This is a genomic window from Antarctobacter sp. (assembly GCF_048262615.1).
GTDB lineage: Bacteria > Pseudomonadota > Alphaproteobacteria > Rhodobacterales > Rhodobacteraceae > Antarctobacter.
The window spans coordinates 95,352-114,916 of sequence record NZ_JBLXFB010000008.1; the positions used below are offsets into that span (position 1 = coordinate 95,352).

A 19,565-nucleotide genomic window follows, 5' to 3' on the forward strand; every position below is an offset into this window, starting at 1 on the left:
ATTGACCCGCGCCGAAAAGTTTCGCTGACCGTGGACCCTGACAATCCGGACCCGGACAGACCGATCGGGCCGCAAGGCCAAAGACCTGCCCGGACCGCGACATGCGACGGGCGCAATGAATGGGCGCCGCTTCGGATCACTTGCCGAAGACGCGCGTCGGAGAAGAACCGCGATGAAGCGCGCGAATGACATCAGGCATGAGGCAGGGACCAGAGGCTCCCGCCATGCCGTCGCGCACCATCTCGCCCAGACAAGACACGCCGCAACCTCCGGGGCCCCACCTGGGCCCCGGAGGCGTGCGCCGTGCAAACGGATAATATGGCTAAGAAAATGCTCATCGACGCCACCCACGCGGAAGAGACCCGCGTTGTGGTGGTGGACGGCAACAAGGTCGAGGAATTCGATTTTGAATCTGAAAACAAGCGGCAGCTCGCCGGCAACATCTATCTAGCCAAGGTTACGCGGGTCGAACCCTCGTTGCAGGCGGCGTTTGTCGATTACGGCGGCAACCGCCACGGCTTTCTGGCGTTCTCGGAAATCCACCCCGACTACTACCAGATCCCCATCGCCGACCGTCAGGCGCTGATGGCAGAGGAAGAAGAGGCTGCGAAGGCTGCCGCCGAAGAAGAGGACAAGCCCAAGAAGTCCCGCTCGCGCTCGCGCAAGCGGACCGCCAAGCCGTCCGAGACCAAGCCGTCTGAAAACACCGACACGCCTGTCGTGGCCGAGGCTGCGGCAGAACAAAAGCCACGTGAAATCAGCGGTATGGAAACCATCGACCTCGACGATGACCTTGAATCCGGCGCGCCGGGTGAGGGGCTGTCGCCGATGGAAACCGTGCACGAAACCCCGGTCGAAGAGCCGCAGGAGTCTGCGCAGGACACCGCAGAGGCGGCCCCCGCCGCCGCGCCCGAGGCTCCGGTCGAAACCGCAGAGGCCCCCGCCGAGGCCCCCAAGGACGCCGCCCCCGAGGCAGCGCCCGTGGCCGACGCTCCCGTGGCCGACGCTCCCGTGGCCGAAGCGGCCCCCGAGGGCGAACTGACGCCGATGCCCGCGGCAGAGGAAGCCGCCCCGGTCGATACGGACCCGGTCGACACCGCAGAGGCCCCGGCCGCCGACGACGACACGCCGGACACCTCCGACACCCCGCCGCGTCCCATCGCCGAAGGCACCAAGGATGAGGCCGCCGTGGTCTCGCAAGAGCCGCAAGGCGCCGATGCCCCGGCGACCCCGGCCCCCGCTGCCGAAGCCCCCGCACCGACCGCGGACCCTGCGCCGGTTCAGGCCGAGGCCGCGACCCCCGTGGCCACGCCCGACGAGGCCGAAGCCGAGGTGGACGACACCGCCCGCGACGACAGCGACGAAGACGAGGACGACGCGCAGGATGACGCCGCCGCCCGCGATGCCTCGATCGAATCCGTCGCTGACGACGACACCGAAGAAGACATCCGCCCGGTCCGCAAACCCCGCGCGCGCCGCTACAAGATTCAGGAAGTCATCAAGGTCCGCCAGATCATGCTGGTGCAGGTCGTCAAGGAAGAGCGCGGCAACAAGGGCGCGGCCCTGACCACCTACCTCAGCCTTGCCGGTCGCTACTGCGTCCTGATGCCCAACACCGCGCGCGGCGGCGGCATCAGCCGCAAGATCACCAACGCCGCCGACCGCTCCAAGCTCAAGGAAATCGCCAACAGCATCGACGTCCCCAAGGGCGCCGGTCTGATTATCCGCACCGCAGGGGCCAAGCGCACCAAGACAGAGATCAAGCGCGACTACGAATACCTTCAGCGCCTGTGGGAACAGATCCGCGAGTTGACGCTGAAATCCATCGCCCCCGCCAAGATCTACGAAGAGGGCGACCTGATCAAACGCTCGATCCGCGACCTCTACAGCCGCGAAATCGACGAGGTTCTGGTCGAGGGGGAGCGCGGCTACCGCGTGGCCAAGGACTTCATGAAGATGATCATGCCGTCCCACGCCAAGAACGTGCAGCACTACCACGACCAGATGCCGCTCTTCGCGCGCTTTCAGGTCGAATCCTACCTTGGCGGCATGTTCAACCCGACCGTGCAGCTGAAATCCGGCGGTTACATCGTGATCGGCGTGACAGAGGCGCTGGTGGCCATCGACGTCAACTCTGGCCGCGCCACCAAAGAGGGCTCGATCGAGGAAACCGCCACCAAGACCAACCTTGAAGCCGCCGAAGAGGTGGCCCGCCAGTTGCGTCTGCGCGACCTTGCCGGGCTGATCGTCATCGACTTCATCGATATGGATGAGCGCAAGAACAACGCCGCCGTCGAGAAAAAGCTGAAAGACAAGCTGAAAACCGACCGCGCGCGCATTCAGGTGGGCCGCATCTCGGGCTTTGGCCTGCTGGAAATGTCGCGCCAGCGTCTGCGCCCCGGCATGATCGAGGCGACGACACAGCCATGCCCGGCCTGCCACGGCACCGGGCTGATCCGCTCGGACGACAACCTGTCGTTGCAGGTGCTGCGCCAGATCGAGGAAGAAGGCGTGCGCCGCCGCTCGCGCGAGGTGCTGGTGAAATGCCCGGTCAGCATCGCCAACTACCTGATGAACCAGAAACGCGAACACATCCTCCAGATCGAGACACGCTATGGCATGTCGGTCCGGATCGAGGGGGAACCGCATCTGGTGTCGCCCGACTTCACCCTTGAAAAGTTCAAGACCGCGACCCGTGTGGTGCCAGAGGCGACCGCGCCGGTGGTCTCTGTCGACACCTCGCTGATGGATCAGGTGGACGAGGACTACGAGGAAGAGATCGAAGACGCCGAGATCGTCGAGACCACGGCCCCCGAGGCCGCGCCTGCCGCCGCACCGCAGCAGGAAGAGACCGGTGAGGACGACAAGCCGAAAAAGCGCCGTCGTCGGCGTCGGCGCAAGTCCAAGTCCAGAGACAACGGGGACAATGGCGACAACGGGGATAACGGCGACACCAATGGGGCCGACGGGTCGGAGGACGACACCCGCCAGCCGGACACCGCAGAGGCCGCTCCGGCCGGTGACGTTGCCGAAGGGGCCGATGCCCCCGAGGCCGCAGAGGACGCGCCCAAACCCAAGCGGACCCGCACGCGGTCGCGCCGGTCGCGCAGCAAATCCTCCGATACCGTGACCGACACCGCCGATGCGGCCCCGGCGGCAGAGCCGGCGGTGGCAGAGGCGGCCCCGGTTGCCGAAGTTCCGGTTGCCGACGCGCAGCCTGCCGACGCGCCCGCACCCGAGGTGCAGGCAGAGGCAGCGCCTGAAAAGGCCCCGGAGCCGGTTGCGGCCACGACGCCGGACACCGACGAAAAGCCCAAGCGCGCCCGCACCCGGCGAAAGGCCTCGGACGTGATCGCCGCAGCGGTCGGCACACCGATTGCCGAGACGCCGGTGCAACCGGTCGCACCCGCCGCCGAGGCCGCCGAAACGCCGGTCGCCGAGGCGGCCACCGAAGCGGCCCCGGAAGCGGCACCAGACGTGACACCGGAGCCGACACCGGAACCGGAGGCACAGGCGGAACCGGCCCCCGTCGAGGTGGCCAGCGCCGAACCCGCGCCCGAACCGACACCGGAACCCGCCCCGGAACCCGTCGCAGAGACCCCGGAACCCGCAGAGGCTGACGACAAGCCCAAGCGCCGTGGCTGGTGGTCACTGGGCGGCTGACCCGGACCAAATGATCCTGAAAAAGCCCCGCGGCGACGCGGGGCTTTTTTGTGTCACGGACGGGGGACAGGCCCCCACGGACAGGCCCCCACGGACAGGCCCCCACGGACAGGCCCCCACGGACAGGCCCCCACGGACAGGCGGGATGGTGGCCGGGGCCAAGGCGCGGCATGCGGCATGGTCTCTGAACAGCGTCCTCACGCGCGGGCGCAAAACCGCGACATCGTCCAGCGCGGGTGCGTCACGGATTTTGACGCCAGCGTCAGCACCGCCCCGCAGGCCGTGACAATAGCGACCGGCGGGGGCGCGCAATGGCGGGCGGGACAGGGGGGCAGGCCGTTTGCGCCGGGGGCCAGGGGTGTCGGGTTTGGGGCCGCGGGAAGGACAGCACCAATGCAACCCAAGGCTAGGGAAATTCATGAAAATGTGGTAATCCGGCACAAGGATTTGGGGGGGGGTAAGATGACCAACGCACAGGCCATTTCAGATCATTGGGGCAAGGGCGATGTATACGCGCGCATTCTGGAAAAGATGGCTCTGGCCGGGCTTGATCCCGCGACAGTGACCGTCGAACAGCTTGCGCCCGTCGACCATTTTCATGCGCGCGGGTTTCCGGCCACCGTGGAACTGGCGGACGCTTTGCCGATCAAAGGCGGGGATCGGCTTGTAGATATCGGCTGCGGCCTCGGTGGTCCTGCCCGGTATCTGGCCAAGCGGTTTCTTTGTCACGTTGACGGTCTGGATATCACCGCCCCCTTCGTGGACGCCGCCAACAATCTGAGTGCGCTGGTCGGGATGGCGGATGCGGTGACATGTCGACACGGCGACGGGCAAAAGCTCCCGTATGACAACGACGCCTTCGATGGCGGATACGCGCAGCATGTCACGATGAACGTGCCGGATCGCGGCGGCTTTTTCAACGAGGCCTTCCGGGTGCTGAAGCCCGGCGCCTTTTTTGCCCTGACCGAACACGGGCTGGGCGACGGGGGCGAGCCGCACCACCCGGTGCCTTGGTCAGACGACGGAAGCGGGGCCTATCTGATGCGCCCGGCGGATACCGTGGCGGCGCTGGAAGATGCCGGGTTTATCAACATCGAAACCACCGATACCGGCGAAAAATACCTTCAGGGTTACCGGGCCGCCATTGAACTTGCGGCAAAGGGGCAGGCCCCGGTCTTCGGCGTTCACATACTCCTGGGCGACCGCGCCCCGCAGATCGTACAGAATGCCGCGCGGAATATTGAGGAGGGTCGAACCCACCCGGTTCAGATCATCTGCTACAAACCCGGCTAGGGTCCGGGCTTGGGCCTTCGGGCGGCTGCACGGGCGGGCAGGCGCTGACATCTTTGTCGCAACCGGCGACGTGCTGGGCACCACAGCGCACCAATCCGCGCATTGCCCAAACGGCGTTCGCGTCCGGGGGCTGGGGTCTGATCGGCGCGCACATGCCGCCGGACATGGCCAGGCATCCTGGCGAGGACAGGCGCACCGCTTGTGGCCGCCCGCAGGAGTCGCCTTTGTGCCGGGTCGCTCCCGGCGCGTCCCTCGCATGTATGTCTTCGGGAGCCTCTTGTCCCGGCGGGGCTGACACCCCGACCGCGACCGCAGGACCTGAGGCAGGGCATTGACGGCGCATTTGCCATCCCCGCCAGCGGCGTATTTCCTAACGAATGGTAAAATCGTCTCTGTAAGCCGTTGAAGACGCGACGTCACCTTGCTGTCCACGCGTGGACAGCCGCACCGATCACCCCTTGCGGATGGTCCAGACGATCGCCTTGCCCGCCTCTTCATGGGCCACCAGATCATGCCCCGCCTCGGCACAGAAATGGGGCACATCCACCACCGCGGCGGGGTCGTCCGTGCGCAGGACCAATACCTCGCCAGAGGCCAGCGATTGCAGCCTTTTGCGGGCCTTCAGGACCGGCAGCGGACACAGCAGCCCAAGCGCGTCGAGTTCATGAGTCATGCTGCGGATGTAGCCCCTTGTCCGCCCGAAGAAAAGCACGACCCGCCGCCCACGCGGATGTGACACAGCAGCGAGGTGACGCCGCCCGCGCTTTCGCCTAAGACCCGGATATGTTCGGAATCGAAATCATAGACGCATCGCTCTTGCCCGCCATGATCGTGGCGCTGCTCGCCGGGGTCATCTCTTTCCTCAGCCCCTGCGTGTTGCCGGTGGTGCCACCCTATCTGGCCTACATGAGCGGGGTGTCCGTGACCGATCTGGGCTCACGTGAGGGCAGCCGGAACAAGGCGCTGTTGCCGGCCATGTTCTTTGTGCTGGGCCTTTCCACCGTCTTTCTCCTGATGGGCTTTGCCGCCTCCGCCGTAGGCATTGCCTTTCTCCAGTATCAGGACTGGCTGAACACCGCCGCAGGCATCGTGGTGATGATATTCGGCGCGCATTTTGTCGGCGTCTACCGGATCGGCTTTCTGGACCGCGAGGCGCGGCTGGATGCGGGCGACCGGGGCGGATCGGCCTTTGGCGCGTATATTCTGGGGCTTGCCTTTGCCTTTGGCTGGACGCCCTGTATCGGCCCGCAACTGGGCGCGATCCTCAGCCTTGCCGCGTCCGAGGCCTCGGTGGCGCGCGGCACGCTGTTGCTGGCGGTCTATGCCGTGGGGCTGGGGGTGCCGTTCCTGCTGGTCGCCGCCTTCCTGCCGCGCCTGACCGGGGTCATGGGCTGGATGAAACGGCACATGGAACAGATCGAGCGTGCCATGGGGCTGCTGCTCTGGACCATTGGCCTGCTGATGCTGACCGGCGGGTTCTCTTCGCTGTCCTTCTGGCTGCTGGAGACCTTTCCGGCGCTGGCCACGCTGGGCTGACATCCGCGCAAGGTGCCGTGCGGCGCGACCCTGAAGGCGGTTGCCCACAGGCGCTGACAGCGGGCAACCACCCGGCGGATATTGCGCCATTCGCACCCGGACTGCGCCTTACTCTTGCCGAAAATCCGGCGTACCCTGATCGCAACAGAGAGGTGCGAGACATGGGCACTGGGCAGGCCGACAATCCGCAGGACGTCTCACGGCGCAGGGTGTTTTACATTCCCGGCTACGATCCGATTCATCCCCGCCGCTACCGCGAACTGTACCGCAAGGAAGGCGCTGCGCAGGCGCGGATCTCTGGCTACCGGATCGGCCTCAGCCCCAAGCGCACCGGCGGGCTTTATGGCTGGCACGTCGACAGCGAGATGGACGGGCAGGCGGTCACGGCGGATGTCGAGGTTCTGGTCTGGTCCGACATCGTGCGCGACAGCATGTCGACCTCGATCCCCGCGACCTACGCGCAACTGGTCCGCACCGCGTGGGAATACATCGCCACGGGTGCGCTGCGGCGTCTGATGCGGCTGCGCAAGGGGCCGGTGATAGCCGCGCTCTACCCGATCGGGATGCTGTTGCTGCAACTGACCTGCGCGATGGTGCTGGGCTGGGCGGCCTTTGCCGTCATTGGCTGGCTGGCCGGGGGCCTTGGGGCCGTGGCGACGCTTGCGGGCCTTGTGGCATGGGGGGGCATCGTCTGGGCTGTGCTGCGCTGGTTCAAGAAGAAGGATGGTAAGTTCTTTGCCTACTACCTGATGCACGACTATGCCTATTCGGCCCGCTATCGCGGGGCCAATCCGCCCGAACTGGAGGCGCGGATGGCCGCGTTTGGCGAGATCATCGCCGAGGCGCTGACCGACGATGTGCAAGAGGTGCTGGTCGTTGGCCATTCGTCCGGCGCGCATCTGGCGGTCTCGATCCTTGCCGATCTGATCCGGGCGGGTCGCGTGCCGGCCAATGGCCCGAAGCTGGCGTTCCTCAGTCTGGGGCAGGTGGTGCCGATGGTGTCCTTCCTGCGCGGCGCGCACCGTCTGCGCGCCGATCTGCGCTATCTCAGCGCGCGAGAGGAACTGACCTGGGTCGATGTGACGGCGCCGGGCGATGGTTGTGCCTTTGCGCTGTGTGACCCGGTCAGCGTTTCGGGTGTCGCACCCGAGGGCAAACGCTGGCCTTTGGTGTTTTCGGCGCAGTTCACCCGGTCGCTCAGCCCCGAACGCTGGAAGGAACTGCGGTGGAAGTTCTTTCGCCTGCACTTCCAGTATCTTTGCGCCTTCGACCGACCGCTGGACTATGACTATTTCCAGATCACTGCGGGGCCGGTGTCCCTGTCCGCGCGGTATTGTGACCGGCCGCCGTCCAACAGCCGCATCGACGTGCCGGTGTCGAAATATACGAGCATCGCCGCATGATCCCTCCGAAACCGGCGGCGCGCCCGGATCGGGTCTCGCTCTGGCGCTATGTCAAACTGTTCCGGCAGGACATCCTCTCGGCCCAGCCCGCGCGGCTATACCGCGCCAAGATGGCAGAGTTCCGCACGCCGTTTTTCCGCTCTTATCTACTGAACCAGCCCGATCTGGTGAAGACGGTGCTGAAAGAGCGGCCGATGGATTTTCCGAAATCGGCACGCATCAGCGAAGGGTTGCGCCCCTTGCTGGGCAATTCGGTCTTTCTGACCAATGGCGCGACATGGCAGCGGCAAAGGCGGATCATCGACCCGGCCTTTGAGGGCGGACGCCTGCGCGAGACCTATCCGGCGATGTGGGATGCGGCGCAGGCGGCGCGGGACCGGCTGACCGCCAGGGCCGGGCAGAGCGTCGAGGTTGAGGAAATCGCCAGCCATGCGGCGGCGGATGTGATCTTTCGCACGTTGTTTTCGATCCCGATCGAGGATGCGACCGCGCAGGAGGTGTTTCACGAATTCCGCGCCTACCAGCGCACGCAGCCGATCCTGAACCTGGCCGCCTTCATTCCGGTGCCGAGGTGGATGCCGCGCTTCTTTCGGCGCGACACAAAGGCGGCGGCGCGGCGGATTCGCGCGCTGATCACCCGGTTGACCGAGGACCGCCTTGCCGCGATCGAAGCCGGGACGGCACCGGACGATCTGGCCACCAAGATCATGACCACGCCCGATCCCGAAACCGGGCAGCGGTTCTCGACCCAAGAGATGGTCGATCAGGTGGCGATCTTTTTCCTCGCGGGACATGAAACCAGCGCCTCTGCCTTGGGCTGGGCGCTTTATCTAATGGCGACGCACCCGGACTGGCAAGACCGGGTGGCGCAAGAGGCGCAGGCGCTGAAGACCTGCGATTTTTCCGACATTTCAAAGTTGCGCATCAGCCGGGATGTGTTCCGCGAGGCGTTGCGGCTGTATCCTCCGGTGCCGATGATGGTGCGTGAGACGACCTGTCCGGAACGGTTCCGTGACCGCGATATCCCCAAGGGGTCGCAGATGGTGCTCAGCCCATGGCACCTGCACCGGCATGAGGGGCTGTGGGACAACCCGGATGGATTCGACCCCGCACGCTGGCAGACAGAGAACGGCAAGACCTGCGGGCGCGAGGCTTATATCCCCTTTTCCGCCGGGCTGCGGGTTTGCACGGGCGCGGGGTTCGCCATGGTCGAGGGGGTCTTGCTGTTGTCGCTGATCCTGCGCGATCTGCGCGTCGCGCCGATTGCCGACAGGGTGCCGGTGCCGGAGGCGCATCTGACGGTGCGGTCGCGGGCGGGTATCTGGCTGCATGTTGACCGTCGGTGAACCGATTTTTCGTCGAAAAATCGCCTCCGCGCCACAGTTAGCGTTATCAGGACAGACGCCCACTATACCGGCCCGGTCCCCTGCGCTATCGAAAGCGCAAAAGCCTTTCATTTCATCACAAGAGGGTCACATGGGACAGGACGCAGCCACTTTTTCCAAACAAACCGAGCAAATGCGCACGGGCGGGGGATTTATCGCCGCGCTGGACCAGTCGGGCGGCTCGACGCCCAAGGCCCTGCGCCTGTATGGCGTGACCGAGGACATGTACGACGGCGAAGACGCCATGTACGCCGAGATCCACGAGATGCGCTCACGCATCATCACGGCAGCGGATTTCACCAACGCCAAGGTGCTGGGCGCGATCCTGTTTGAGCGCACCATGCGCGGCGCGGTTGAGGGCAAGCCCACCGCACAGGCGCTGTGGGAGGACCGGGGCATCGTGCCCTTCCTCAAGATCGACAAGGGTCTGGAAGACAAGGCCGACGGCGTCCAACTGATGAAACCGATTCCGGGCGTCGAGGAAACCCTGAAAGAGGCCGCTGCGTTCGGCATCTTCGGCACCAAGGAACGCTCTGTCATCCATGAGGCCAATGCGGCGGGCATCAAGGCGATTGTCGCGCAGCAATTCGAATTGGGCATGACCGTCCTCGCGGCGGGTCTGGTGCCGATCCTCGAACCCGAGGTCGATATTCATTCGGCCACCAAGGCCGAGGCCGAGACACTCCTGAAGGCCGAAATCGCGGCGCGGCTGGACCAGCTGGCCGAGGGTCAGGATATCATGCTGAAGCTGACGATCCCGACCGAGGACGGTCTTTATGACGATCTGGCCGACCATCCGCGCGTGATCCGTGTGGTGGCGCTGTCGGGCGGTTATTCCACCGACGAAGCCTGTGAACGACTGTCCCGCCAGCCCAAGATGATCGCCTCTTTCAGCCGCGCGCTGACCGAAGGCCTGACCAAGCAGATGTCGGACGCGGAGTTCAACGCGGCGCTGGGTGCGAATATCGACAAGATCTATCGCGCTTCGGTCTGACACGCCCCCCATCTTGATGGTTCCAGCACCCCCGCTTCCCGACAGGAAGCGGGGTTTTTCGTTCGCCAAGGCGCGCGTTCGGGGGATTTATCCCGCTATTTCAGAGCCTTCCGGTTGAGTGGGGTTTTCCTCACTGATGTGGCCAAGAAACCGGGCCTATCTTGCGTCTCAGTTACGAAGTCCGGAGCACAGGGCGCAATCAAGCCGCTCACCGGATGGACCAAGACCCGCTTCAACCAGACGCCCCCATTTTTCCAAGGAACAGATCCATGAAAACCTTTGCCAAGATCGCTTTCGCCGCCTTCGCGCTGACCGCAACCGCCGCTGCCGCGGATCAGGGCGACAAGATCACCGCCATGGGCTATGGCCCGACCCAGCAGCACGCCAAGATCGTGACCATTCAGACGTGGTCCGCTGCGGCCCATGACTCCTACGGTTATGCCGACTGGAACACCGCCTATATCGGTCACATGGAATGCGTGCAGACCTATGCCACCGCGACCCAGAAATATTCGACTCTGTCGCGTGAGGTCATCAAGATCGGTGGCGACCAGAGCGCACCCTGGTCCTGCATCGTGAGCGGCTATCAGGACGTTAAGACAAGCTACAATGGTGGCTATGACGGCGGATATGATGGCGGCTACAAGAAGGATACCGGCCACACCGGCGGATATACCGATGGCTACACGGGTGGCCACACAGGTCGTTACACCGGTGGCTATACCGGCGGTCACACCGGGGGATACACCGGAGGGTACACGGGCGGTCACACAGGTGGCTACTCTGGGGGCTACACGGGCGGCTATTCCGGCGGCACAACCTACAAATACTGATTTCGGGCTGTCCCAAACGCGGCTCATCCCCATGTCCCACCCTTTGCCGCGTCAGTCCCGATCGGCCCCGGTGCTTGCTCCCTGCACCGGGGCCACTTGCGTGGCGGGGCCGCTTAGCGGCCCTGCTTGCGCCAGTCACCCAGTGTCTTGCCGGGTTCATCGACAAACAGGCCGGGCAGGGGCACGAGGCTATCGATCCGGTCGACCCGCAGGCTGAGAAACCGCGCCTCAGTCTCGTCCCAGCCGACGCAGGTCCAGACCCGGCCAAAGTAATCCAGATGCAGCGGGCGCAGCACATGCATGGCCCCGCCGGTTTCGATCCGCAACCGCTGGCGCGCCCGGATCGCGGCGCGGATGGCGGGCATGTGGACAAAGCCGCGCGCCGCCTCAGCGAAGCTGTCGGTGGCAAATCCAAAGGGGGCGGGCGCGGGGCCTGCGTCCTCGGGCAGGACCGCCTCGATCTTGGCCGAAAGACTGCGCGCGCTGACGGCGTGTTCCGGCAGATCGGACGCGCCAAGCGCCGCCAGCGCAAGGTGCAGCGCCTCAAGCTCTGCCTCGGTCAGGTTCAGCGGCGGCAGCGTGATGGCGGCCTGAACCGAATAACCATAGCCGCGCGCGCCTTCGACCGGCACGCCAGAGGCGGCCAGCGTTTCCATGTCGCGGTAAATCGTGCGCACCGAGACCCCCAGATCCTGCGCCATCGCCTCTGCCGTGTGCAATTGCCTGTCGCGCAGCCGTTGTGTCAGGGCGTAAAGCCGGTCTTTGCGATTCATCGCCGGGTCCTTTTCGGGCGTCCGTATGCCGACCATACTGACAAAAACCTGACAACTGACAACCTCATGACAAAACGAGTGCGGAGTCGCGGCGCTTTGGCGCTTTTCCGGGAGCGGGAGAGCCTATAGATAACCGCAGTGGCATTGATGCGCGGCCCCGGACAGGCGCCGCCGACACTAGGAGAGACATCATGGGTATCGGAAACATCGGCCTTCCCGGCCTTCTGCTGATCGCGGTCGTCGTGCTGGTCCTGTTTGGCCGCGGCAAGATCTCGTCGCTGATGGGCGAAGTGGGCAAAGGCATCACCGCCTTCAAGAAAGGCGTGAGCGAAAGCACCGAAGAACTGGAAGAACAGAAAAAGGCCGAAGAGGCCAAGGACGTCACCCCGGAAGACGAGAAAGACAAGGCGTAAGCTGTTATGTTCGATCTTGGCTTTGCCGAACTGCTGGTGATCGGCATCGTTGCGCTGATCGTTGTCGGGCCCAAGGACCTGCCGGTGCTTTTTCGCAATGTGGGTCGTTTCATGGGCAAGGCGCGCGGAATGGCGCGCGAATTCAGCCGCGCGATGAACGAGGCGGCGGATGACGCCGGGGTCAAGGATATGGCCAAGACGTTCAAATCGGCCACCAACCCGGTGAGCAGCGCGATGGACGGCGTCAAGGATGCCGCCAAGTCCATGACCGATTTCGATCCCGACAGCGAGACCGGCAAGCTGGCCAAGGAACGCGCCGAGGCCAGGAAAAAGATCGAAGCCAGTGCCGCCCGCAAGGCGGCCGAGCGCAAGGCGCGTGAGGCCGCCGATGCCCTGCGCAAGGCTGACGAGCTTGAAGCTTCGATGCAGGACGCCCCTGCGGACGCGGCACCCAAACCCGTCGCGGAAGGGCCTGCCGCAGAAGGAAACGACAAGGCATGAGCGACGCGCACGACGATATCGAGGACAGCTCGGCCCCGCTGATCGAGCATCTGGCCGAACTGCGCACCCGGTTGATCCGCTCTGTGATCGCCCTGCTGGTCGGGATCTGCGTTCTGTTCATCCCGGTCAATGGCGATTTTCTGGCGGAACACATCCTGCAATTCCTGCTTGTTCCGATCGAAGACACGCTGCGCGCGCTGGGTGACCCGTCACCGACGCTGCAATACACCAGCCCGCAGGAATACCTGTTTGTGGTCTTTCGCATCTCGATGGTTTTTGGCTTTGCCTTGGCGTTCCCGGTCATTGCCTTCCAGATGTGGCGCTTTGTGGCGCCCGGTCTCTACAAATCGGAAAAGAATGCGTTTCTGCCCTTTATCATCGCCTCGCCGGTGATGTTCCTGATGGGGGCAAGCTTTGCGCATTTTGTGGTCACGCCGCTGGCGATGGCCTTCTTTCTGGGCTTTGCCGACGCGCCGTCGATCTTTGCCAACCTTCTGGCGGGCGGTGTGGACGTGCCCGATGCGACCGCCGTTGTGCCCGCAACCGAAGAAGGGCTGAGGATCACCTTTTTCGGCAAGGTCAACGAAAGCCTGCACACCTCGCTGGTTTTCATCATGGCCTTTGGCCTGTGTTTTCAACTGCCTGTGCTGCTGACGCTGATGGGCAAGGCCGGTCTTGTCTCTGCCGAGGGGCTGGGCAGCGTGCGCAAATACGCCATGGTGGCCATCCTTGTGCTGGCGGCGGTGGTGACGCCTCCGGATGTGGTGACGCAGCTGATCCTCTTTGTGGTGGTCTATGGTCTCTACGAAGTGTCGATCTTCCTTGTCGGTCGCGTCGAAAAGAAACGCGAGGCCGATCTGCGCGCGCAGGGTCTGTGGTTCGAGGAAGAGCCGGACACTGAGAACGATCCGCTGATGGATGAGTTTGACGAAGACGAGGACGAGGAACCGCAGCGATGAGCGGAAAATCGGTCGGACATAAAACCGCGGCGCTGAAACGCATCGCCGCGGCACTGGAGCGGATGTCGCCCGCACCGCAGGCGGCACCGGCCTTCGACACCGCAGAGGCCTTTGTCTGGCATGTCGATCCTGACCGTCTGGTGCCGGTGCCGCAGGTCAGCCGCGTGGCGCTGGATCTGCTGATCGGCATCGACCGCGCGCGCGACACACTGGTAGAGAACACCCTGCAATTTGCACGCGGACATGCCGCCAACAACGCGCTGCTCTGGGGCGCGCGGGGCATGGGGAAATCCAGCGTCGTCAAGGCGGTTCATGCCGCCGTGCGCGCCGAGGGCCATGACCTGAAACTGGTGGAACTGCAACGCGAGGATCTGGGCTCTGTGGGGCGTTTGCTGGCGGTGTTGCGGGACGCGCCGCTGCGCTTTGTGCTGTTCTGCGATGACCTGTCGTTCAGTCACGACGATGAACATTACAAAAGCCTCAAGGCGGTGCTGGACGGCGGTATCGAGGGGCGGCCCGAGAACGTGCTGTTCTACGCCACCTCGAACCGTCGCCACCTGATGCCCCGCGACATGATCGAGAATGAGCGTTCGACCGCGATCAGCCCCTCTGAGGCGGTCGAGGAAAAGGTCTCCCTGTCAGATCGCTTTGGGTTGTGGCTCGGGTTTCATCCCTGTTCGCAGGACGACTATCTGGCCATGGTGCGTGGCTATTGCGACGCCTACGGGGTCAATGTCAGCGATGAGGACCTGCGCGCAGAGGCGGTCGAATGGCAGGCCACGCGCGGCGCGCGGTCGGGCCGCGTGGCATGGCAGTTTTTCACCGATCTGGCGGGACGCAAGGGCGTGGCGCTGGTCTAGGCGCCACGCAACAAGGTCAGCGCAGATAGCTCATCGGGTCGGTGCTGTCCAATCCTTGCCGGACTTCAAAGTGCAGGAACCCGACATCGCCGGGCGCCACGCGGGCGATCTGCTGACCGCGGCTGACGGAATCGCCGACATTCACGCCGATATCGGCCACGTTCAGATAGACCGTGTTCACGTTGTCCGCGTGACGGACGATGATAAAGCTGGCGCCATCGGTCTTTTTCGACACGCTGATGACCGATCCGCTTGCCGCCGCAGAGACAGGGGTGCCGGGCGACGCGCTGATGTCGATGCCGGGGTTGGTGCCGGGGTTGTATTCTCGGATGATCGACCCGGAGACCGGCATCGACATGGTGCCACCCGCCTTGGCCTTGGTCTGGCCAATGTCAGCCACCGGCTTTTCCGGTTTCGGATCGGGTTTGGCGGCGGTGCGGGCCTCTGGCGTCTCGGCGGGCAGCGGCGTCGCGGCAGAGGGCGGCACCGGGGTCAGCGACCCGGCCCCCGGCGCGGTGGTGTCGCGACCACTGGTCCGGGGGGCGGTTGGCGCGGTGACCGGGATCAGCAGGAACTGGCCTTCGCGGATCGCGAAATCCTTGTCCAGCGCGTTCCATTCGGACAGCGCGCGGGGCGAGACATTGTACAGCCGGGCGATCGTAAAGGCGGTTTCGCCACGGGCGACCTTGTGCCGGACCGGTTCGACGCCGGTCGGCGCGGCCCCGCTCCGCCGCGCGGTATCCGGTGCCTTGTTGATCGCGTTTGAGGCCAGCGTGGTGACATCCACACCCGAGGGCGGACGGATCGGGCCGGTGGTGTCCGCGCCTGTGGCGGGCGAGGGTTCGGCCACGCGACGGGGCAGGGCGACGATTTCCCCCCGGCGCAGCGCATCGCCCGGTTTGATCCCGTTGTACTTGCCCAGTTCGTCGGCGGGCAGGCCGACGCGCGCGGCCACATCGGCCAGCGTGTCGCCGCGTTTGGCGACGGCGACCTGATAGCTGGGATAGGACAGCACGCCCCGGTCATCGGGTTCGGGCCGGGTCGCGGTCGCCTTGAGCGCGGCATCGGTTGTATCGACCCCGCCGCCGATCCCGCCCCGAAGGTCGAAATCCAATCCGTCGGAACAGGCCGACAACAGCGCGATAAGGGCAAGGGCCGTCATGGGGCGGAAGCCAAGTGTCATCTCGATATCCTCACATGCACCCCTTGTCTCCAGGGCGTCACAGGTTGGTGGCGCGATACAAGCGCCGCGCCGACGCGTCAGTCTTTGCCGAGCCCTTCGACCAACGGTACAAAGCGCACGGGCCGCATTTCGTCGTAGTCGTAGCCATTGTCGGTCCGCGTCACGCGGATCAGGCTCTGGACGGCATCGGACTGGCCCACCGGCACCACCATGATACCGCCAATCTTCAATTGCGCCAAGAGCGGGCCGGGCGGGTCTTCGGCGGCTGCGGTCACAATTATGCGGTCAAAGGGGGCCTGATCCGGCAAACCAAAGGACCCGTCGGCGGTGAAGGCGGTGATATTGGTCAGCTCAAGCTCATCGAACACCGCCCGCGCCGCGTGCACCAACCGGCGATGGCGGTCGACGGTGTAGACCCGCCGCGCCAGTTGCGCGAGGATCGCGGCCTGATAGCCAGAGCCGGTGCCGACCTCCAGCACCTTGTCGCGGGCCCCCACCTTCAGCGCCTGCGTCATCAGCCCCACGACCGAAGGCTGTGAGATGGTCTGGCCGCAGGCGATGGGCAGCGGCATGTCGTCATAGGCGCGTTCCGAGAAATAGCCCTGAATGAACCGGCCACGGTCGACCCGCTCCATCGCGTTGAGCACGGCCTTGTCGGTGACGCCCTTGGACCGAAGCGCAAAGAGGAACTGCATCTTGGCTTCGGCGTCGAAGCTCATGAAAAGGCGTCTTTCAGATCGTCGAGCGCTGCGTGATCGGTCAGGTCGGCGCGCATCGGCGTGACGGTGATCCAGCCCTTGAGGTTCATGTCCGCGTCGCTGCCGGGCGCGGTCTCGGCGCGTTGATCGCCGCCGCGCACCCAAAGGAACCGCCGACCAGAGGGCGAATGCGTGGACTCGACGGTAAAGCGGGTATCGCGGCGCAGCCCCTGCGGCGCGGCCACCGTGCCCTCGACCCGTGCGGCGGAGACGGGGGGAAAGTTGACATTGTAGAACCGGCGATAGCCCTCGGTCCGGCCCGGATCGGCGCGCAGGATGCGGCGCACGGTGTCGGCCCCGTGGACGGCGGCGGCCTCGAACGGGTCATCGGCCAGCGCATTGTCCGGGCCATAGTATTGCGACAGTGCGATGGCGGTCAGCCCTTGCAGCGCCGCCTCTAGCGCGCCGCCCAGCGTGCCGGAATATAGCGCGTTCTCGGCCGAGTTGTTGCCCCGGTTCACCCCGGACAGGACCAGATCCGGCGGGTTTTCCTTCAGCACGTCGTGCAGGCCCGCCAGCACGCAATCGGCGGGGCTGCCCTCGGCGGCGTATTGGCGCGGGCCAAGCTGCGCGATCATGGTTGGATGGGTGTAGGAGATGCAATGCGCCACGCCGGATTGCTCAAAGGCGGGGGCAACGGTCCAGACCTCGCCCTCGGGGCCGGCCAGGTCTTCGGCAATGGCGGATAGAACCTTGAGACCCGGCGCGTTGATGCCGTCGTCGTTGGTGATGAGGATGCGCATGAGGGTGTGCCCGTTCTGGTTTGCCCCTCTCTAGTCAAAGGGGGGGCTTGGGGCAAGCAACGCTCCGCCGATGGGCGCGAGGTGCGCCCTGAAAGACTCAGGTTTTGGTGCGGTTCAGGCCAGTTCTGCGAGCAGGCGGTTGGCTTCGGACGCGGGGGTGGCAAGGGCGGCGCGGTCCTCGCCGGGGTGAAACCGCGCGCGGGTGGCGGTGGCCATGGGATTGGGGGTCAGCACATGGACGCGCGGGCCGGTGCGTTCGGTCTCGGCCGCCCAGCTGCGGGCCAGCGCGATCTGCGCCGCCTTGGTGGTGCCGTAGTAGCCGTAGAATTTCTCGCCCTGCACGGGATCATCAAAGAACAGCGCCGCGCCGGTGTCGCCCAGAAGGGGCGCGACGAAGGGGATCAGGTGGCCCATGGCGTCGGCATTGGTGGTCAGGGCCTTGCGCCATTCCTTGGGGTCGATATGGGGCGCGGGGGTCAGGGCGCTGGCGTGAATCGCCGTGTGTGCCCAGAGGGCAAGGCCGCCCCAGCGGTCATGGATCGAGCGGCACAGGTGGGCCATGGCGTCGCGGTCGGTCACGTCCATGGGGGCCAGCGTGGCGCTGCCGCCCTTGGATTGGATGCGGTCATCCAGCTCTTCGAGGCCGCCGACGGTGCGGGCCACGGCGATGATGTGATGGCTAGGCGCGAGGGCCTCGGCGAGGGCAAAGCCAAGGCCGCGAGAGGCGCCGGTGATGAGGGCAAGCTTGGTCATGGCGGCTGCTTTGCCGGGGATTTGCGGCGGGGTCAAGCGCGGCCATGTCGCGGCCCGGTCAGATAAGGGGTGTCCACGCGTGGACAGATTCCCGGATGTGCAAAATCAATGGGTTACAGAGACGAATTTACCTGCGCTTAACCTTTGCCCGCGCTGAGGCAGGGGCAATCCGGCACGGATCGGGACCGGGATCGCGCCCGACCAGTGGACGCCCGAGGTGCAACCAGCGACCTTTGCGTGCTCGGGATATGTTTGGAAACGGGTTTTCCGGACCGGAGGCTCTGAGCGGCGACCGGCGTATTGGGGGCGTCATGCCAAAGGCATGCTTGCAGCATGACCCCCGTCTCCCTGCGGTCGACTCCCCCAGGATATTTTTGGACAGAAGAAATTCAAGGGGCCTGTGGGTGTCGGGCCGGATCGGGGCGTGTTGCAGCGGGTTTGCCACGCAACGTCATGGCAAGGGGAACGTGCCGCGAGGGTGGTCGCGGTCTGGCCGACGCCGGGCCTATTCCCGTGCCGGGGCCGGGGCAAAACCCGGTCAGTCCGCCGTCAGATGGGGGCGGATGTCGTCACCGAAGGCGGCGTAGAGATCGAGCAGATCGTCAAAGGAGAGGCCCTGCGCCTGTGCCTCGGCCAGTGGCCCCTCTGTGGCCGTGACCTGTGGGCGCTGCGCCGGGTCGGGCAGGGTGAGGGTGACGGCGGTGCCAAGCGCCTCTTCGAACTGTGGCAGGGTATTGGCCAGCAGACCCTCGGCAGGCGGGAAGGGGGCCGTGGCCTCGTCGATGGTGGCGAGATAGGCGCGAAACACCGGCTCTGGCACCTCGACCCACGGACCAAAAGAGAACACGTCATCGCTGCCGCGCAGGGGCAGAGTCACCACGCAGCGAAGGAAGTAGCGGCCCGCGATGCGGCAGAACTCGGCCCCGAGGCGGTCCTCTGCGACCTCCAGATCCTCGTCGCCGATGCGGGGGCCGTAGGCCCAGTCGTCCGGCGCATCGAATCCGATGTCGAAAATGCCGGAAAACGCCCGTCCGCAACAGGGGCAGGACCGGGTGTCATCATTGAAGCGCCGCCAGCGGGCATCGAGATCAAGGATATTCATGGCGACGATGTGAGCCGCATTGCCGATGGGGTCAAGGGGCTGGGCAGGTCGGCGTTGCTGCGTCATGCTGGGCGGGCAGCTTTCAGGAGGGAAACGATGATCAGACGGGTCTTGGGTCTGTGTGCGCTGCTGGTGCCGGGGGTGGCGCAGGCGGATGAGATCAGCGGCGCGTGGTGCTCACCGGAGGGGCAAAGCCTGACGATCCGGGGCAGCCGGGTGGTGGCCCCCTCGGGGATCGAGACGGACGGGCGCTATAGCCGCCACCGCTATGAATTTGCGATGCCCGCGGGCGGGGCCGACGCGGGCGCGGCGGTTGTGGTGCAGCAACTGTCCGAAGAGGAGGTGCTGTACAGCATCGGTGGCAGCACGCCGGTCCTTTGGACGCGCTGCCGGGCGGTGACCAGCTAGGCGGG

At 65.3% G+C, this 19,565-nt stretch carries 19 protein-coding genes; 12 read left to right on the forward strand and 7 right to left on the reverse strand.

Annotated elements, in window-relative coordinates; genetic code table 11:
• Nucleotides 1–318: 318 nt before the first annotated feature.
• Both ACN0S5_RS10995 and ACN0S5_RS11000 read left to right on the forward strand, forming a co-directional pair.
• A complete protein-coding gene (locus ACN0S5_RS10995; RefSeq protein ID WP_417208269.1) occupies nt 319–3,663 on the forward strand; it encodes an Rne/Rng family ribonuclease in 3,345 nt (1,114 codons plus the stop codon).
• Nucleotides 3,664–4,125: 462 nt separating this feature from the next.
• Nucleotides 4,126–4,956 (forward strand): class I SAM-dependent methyltransferase, encoded by an 831-nt coding sequence (locus ACN0S5_RS11000; RefSeq protein WP_417208270.1) that lies wholly within the window; start codon nt 4,126–4,128, stop codon nt 4,954–4,956.
• A 451-nt stretch (nt 4,957–5,407) separates the two neighbouring features.
• Here the strand turns inward: ACN0S5_RS11000 and ACN0S5_RS11005 are convergent, their stop codons facing one another.
• Entirely contained in the window at nt 5,408–5,629 is a 222-nt protein-coding gene (locus tag ACN0S5_RS11005; protein WP_417208272.1) for a sulfurtransferase TusA family protein, read from the reverse strand.
• A 110-nt stretch (nt 5,630–5,739) separates the two neighbouring features.
• Between ACN0S5_RS11005 and ACN0S5_RS11010 the strand changes: the two genes are divergently transcribed.
• The 5 genes from ACN0S5_RS11010 to ACN0S5_RS11030 all read left to right on the forward strand — a co-directional run bounded on the left by ACN0S5_RS11010 (nt 5,740) and on the right by ACN0S5_RS11030 (nt 11,107).
• Entirely contained in the window at nt 5,740–6,492 is a 753-nt protein-coding gene (locus ACN0S5_RS11010; RefSeq protein ID WP_417208274.1) for a cytochrome c biogenesis CcdA family protein, read from the forward strand.
• A gap of 161 nt (nt 6,493–6,653) precedes the next feature.
• On the forward strand, nt 6,654–7,895 hold the full coding sequence (locus tag ACN0S5_RS11015) for a hypothetical protein (RefSeq protein WP_417208276.1): 1,242 nt from the start codon (nt 6,654–6,656) through the stop codon (nt 7,893–7,895).
• Nucleotides 7,892–9,241 (forward strand): cytochrome P450, encoded by a 1,350-nt coding sequence (locus ACN0S5_RS11020; RefSeq protein WP_417208278.1) that lies wholly within the window; start codon nt 7,892–7,894, stop codon nt 9,239–9,241. Before ACN0S5_RS11015 ends, ACN0S5_RS11020 begins: the two co-directional genes overlap by 4 nt.
• A 130-nt stretch (nt 9,242–9,371) precedes the next feature.
• Nucleotides 9,372–10,274 carry a fructose bisphosphate aldolase gene (locus ACN0S5_RS11025; protein WP_417208280.1) on the forward strand — a complete coding sequence of 301 codons (903 nt, stop codon included), beginning with the start codon at nt 9,372–9,374 and terminating at the stop codon, nt 10,272–10,274.
• A 269-nt stretch (nt 10,275–10,543) separates the two neighbouring features.
• Nucleotides 10,544–11,107, forward strand: a complete 564-nt coding sequence (locus ACN0S5_RS11030; RefSeq protein ID WP_417208282.1) for a hypothetical protein — start codon at nt 10,544–10,546, stop codon at nt 11,105–11,107.
• Nucleotides 11,108–11,220: 113 nt separating this feature from the next.
• On the opposite strand, the gene ACN0S5_RS11035 is transcribed toward ACN0S5_RS11030, so the two are convergent.
• Nucleotides 11,221–11,880 carry a helix-turn-helix transcriptional regulator gene (locus tag ACN0S5_RS11035; protein ID WP_417208284.1) on the reverse strand — a complete coding sequence of 220 codons (660 nt, stop codon included), beginning with the start codon at nt 11,878–11,880 and terminating at the stop codon, nt 11,221–11,223.
• Between the two features lie 191 nt (nt 11,881–12,071).
• On the opposite strand from ACN0S5_RS11035, the gene ACN0S5_RS11040 reads away from it, so the two are divergent.
• The 4 genes from ACN0S5_RS11040 to ACN0S5_RS11055 are packed head-to-tail and all read left to right on the forward strand — an operon-like array spanning nt 12,072 to nt 14,613.
• Nucleotides 12,072–12,293, forward strand: coding sequence for a twin-arginine translocase TatA/TatE family subunit (locus tag ACN0S5_RS11040; protein ID WP_417208286.1), 222 nt, complete (start codon nt 12,072–12,074; stop codon nt 12,291–12,293).
• A gap of 6 nt (nt 12,294–12,299) precedes the next feature.
• On the forward strand, nt 12,300–12,794 hold the full coding sequence (tatB, locus tag ACN0S5_RS11045) for a Sec-independent protein translocase protein TatB (RefSeq protein WP_417208288.1): 495 nt from the start codon (nt 12,300–12,302) through the stop codon (nt 12,792–12,794).
• A complete protein-coding gene (gene tatC, locus ACN0S5_RS11050) occupies nt 12,791–13,753 on the forward strand; it encodes a twin-arginine translocase subunit TatC (protein ID WP_417208290.1) in 963 nt (320 codons plus the stop codon). Before tatB ends, tatC begins: the two co-directional genes overlap by 4 nt.
• Nucleotides 13,750–14,613 carry an ATP-binding protein gene (locus ACN0S5_RS11055; protein WP_417208291.1) on the forward strand — a complete coding sequence of 288 codons (864 nt, stop codon included), beginning with the start codon at nt 13,750–13,752 and terminating at the stop codon, nt 14,611–14,613. Before tatC ends, ACN0S5_RS11055 begins: the two co-directional genes overlap by 4 nt.
• A gap of 16 nt (nt 14,614–14,629) precedes the next feature.
• Here ACN0S5_RS11055 and ACN0S5_RS11060 read toward each other — a convergent pair whose 3' ends face one another.
• The 5 genes from ACN0S5_RS11060 to ACN0S5_RS11080 all read right to left on the reverse strand — a co-directional run bounded on the left by ACN0S5_RS11060 (nt 14,630) and on the right by ACN0S5_RS11080 (nt 19,218).
• On the reverse strand, nt 14,630–15,796 hold the full coding sequence (locus ACN0S5_RS11060) for a peptidoglycan DD-metalloendopeptidase family protein (RefSeq protein ID WP_417208293.1): 1,167 nt from the start codon (nt 15,794–15,796) through the stop codon (nt 14,630–14,632).
• A 77-nt stretch (nt 15,797–15,873) separates the two neighbouring features.
• Nucleotides 15,874–16,515, reverse strand: a complete 642-nt coding sequence (locus tag ACN0S5_RS11065; RefSeq protein WP_417208294.1) for a protein-L-isoaspartate(D-aspartate) O-methyltransferase — start codon at nt 16,513–16,515, stop codon at nt 15,874–15,876.
• Nucleotides 16,512–17,297: a 5'/3'-nucleotidase SurE gene (gene surE / locus ACN0S5_RS11070; protein WP_417208295.1), complete on the reverse strand. Its 786-nt coding sequence runs from the start codon at nt 17,295–17,297 to the stop codon at nt 16,512–16,514. The genes ACN0S5_RS11065 and surE overlap by 4 nt, the downstream gene beginning before the upstream one ends.
• Before the next feature lie 114 nt (nt 17,298–17,411).
• Nucleotides 17,412–18,050 carry an SDR family NAD(P)-dependent oxidoreductase gene (locus tag ACN0S5_RS11075; RefSeq protein ID WP_417208297.1) on the reverse strand — a complete coding sequence of 213 codons (639 nt, stop codon included), beginning with the start codon at nt 18,048–18,050 and terminating at the stop codon, nt 17,412–17,414.
• Between the two features lie 538 nt (nt 18,051–18,588).
• Nucleotides 18,589–19,218: a DUF2199 domain-containing protein gene (locus ACN0S5_RS11080; RefSeq protein ID WP_417208298.1), complete on the reverse strand. Its 630-nt coding sequence runs from the start codon at nt 19,216–19,218 to the stop codon at nt 18,589–18,591.
• A gap of 30 nt (nt 19,219–19,248) precedes the next feature.
• Between ACN0S5_RS11080 and ACN0S5_RS11085 the strand changes: the two genes are divergently transcribed.
• On the forward strand, nt 19,249–19,560 hold the full coding sequence (locus ACN0S5_RS11085; protein ID WP_417208299.1) for a hypothetical protein: 312 nt from the start codon (nt 19,249–19,251) through the stop codon (nt 19,558–19,560).
• The last annotated feature ends 5 nt before the right edge of the window (nt 19,561–19,565 follow it).

What these genes read in the sequence shown, in the direction of transcription:
- ACN0S5_RS10995 (WP_417208269.1), top strand. Translation starts at nt 319, where the DNA reads ATGGCTAAGAAAATGCTCATCGACGCCACCCACGCGGAAGAGACCCGC.
- ACN0S5_RS11000 (WP_417208270.1), top strand. Translation starts at nt 4,126, where the DNA reads ATGACCAACGCACAGGCCATTTCAGATCATTGGGGCAAGGGCGATGTA.
- ACN0S5_RS11005 (WP_417208272.1), bottom strand. Translation starts at nt 5,629, where the DNA reads ATGACTCATGAACTCGACGCGCTTGGGCTGCTGTGTCCGCTGCCGGTC.
- ACN0S5_RS11010 (WP_417208274.1), top strand. Translation starts at nt 5,740, where the DNA reads ATGTTCGGAATCGAAATCATAGACGCATCGCTCTTGCCCGCCATGATC.
- ACN0S5_RS11015 (WP_417208276.1), top strand. Translation starts at nt 6,654, where the DNA reads ATGGGCACTGGGCAGGCCGACAATCCGCAGGACGTCTCACGGCGCAGG.
- ACN0S5_RS11020 (WP_417208278.1), top strand. Translation starts at nt 7,892, where the DNA reads ATGATCCCTCCGAAACCGGCGGCGCGCCCGGATCGGGTCTCGCTCTGG.
- ACN0S5_RS11025 (WP_417208280.1), top strand. Translation starts at nt 9,372, where the DNA reads ATGGGACAGGACGCAGCCACTTTTTCCAAACAAACCGAGCAAATGCGC.
- ACN0S5_RS11030 (WP_417208282.1), top strand. Translation starts at nt 10,544, where the DNA reads ATGAAAACCTTTGCCAAGATCGCTTTCGCCGCCTTCGCGCTGACCGCA.
- ACN0S5_RS11035 (WP_417208284.1), bottom strand. Translation starts at nt 11,880, where the DNA reads ATGAATCGCAAAGACCGGCTTTACGCCCTGACACAACGGCTGCGCGAC.
- ACN0S5_RS11040 (WP_417208286.1), top strand. Translation starts at nt 12,072, where the DNA reads ATGGGTATCGGAAACATCGGCCTTCCCGGCCTTCTGCTGATCGCGGTC.
- tatB (WP_417208288.1), top strand. Translation starts at nt 12,300, where the DNA reads ATGTTCGATCTTGGCTTTGCCGAACTGCTGGTGATCGGCATCGTTGCG.
- tatC (WP_417208290.1), top strand. Translation starts at nt 12,791, where the DNA reads ATGAGCGACGCGCACGACGATATCGAGGACAGCTCGGCCCCGCTGATC.
- ACN0S5_RS11055 (WP_417208291.1), top strand. Translation starts at nt 13,750, where the DNA reads ATGAGCGGAAAATCGGTCGGACATAAAACCGCGGCGCTGAAACGCATC.
- ACN0S5_RS11060 (WP_417208293.1), bottom strand. Translation starts at nt 15,796, where the DNA reads ATGACACTTGGCTTCCGCCCCATGACGGCCCTTGCCCTTATCGCGCTG.
- ACN0S5_RS11065 (WP_417208294.1), bottom strand. Translation starts at nt 16,515, where the DNA reads ATGAGCTTCGACGCCGAAGCCAAGATGCAGTTCCTCTTTGCGCTTCGG.
- surE (WP_417208295.1), bottom strand. Translation starts at nt 17,297, where the DNA reads ATGCGCATCCTCATCACCAACGACGACGGCATCAACGCGCCGGGTCTC.
- ACN0S5_RS11075 (WP_417208297.1), bottom strand. Translation starts at nt 18,050, where the DNA reads ATGACCAAGCTTGCCCTCATCACCGGCGCCTCTCGCGGCCTTGGCTTT.
- ACN0S5_RS11080 (WP_417208298.1), bottom strand. Translation starts at nt 19,218, where the DNA reads ATGACGCAGCAACGCCGACCTGCCCAGCCCCTTGACCCCATCGGCAAT.
- ACN0S5_RS11085 (WP_417208299.1), top strand. Translation starts at nt 19,249, where the DNA reads ATGATCAGACGGGTCTTGGGTCTGTGTGCGCTGCTGGTGCCGGGGGTG.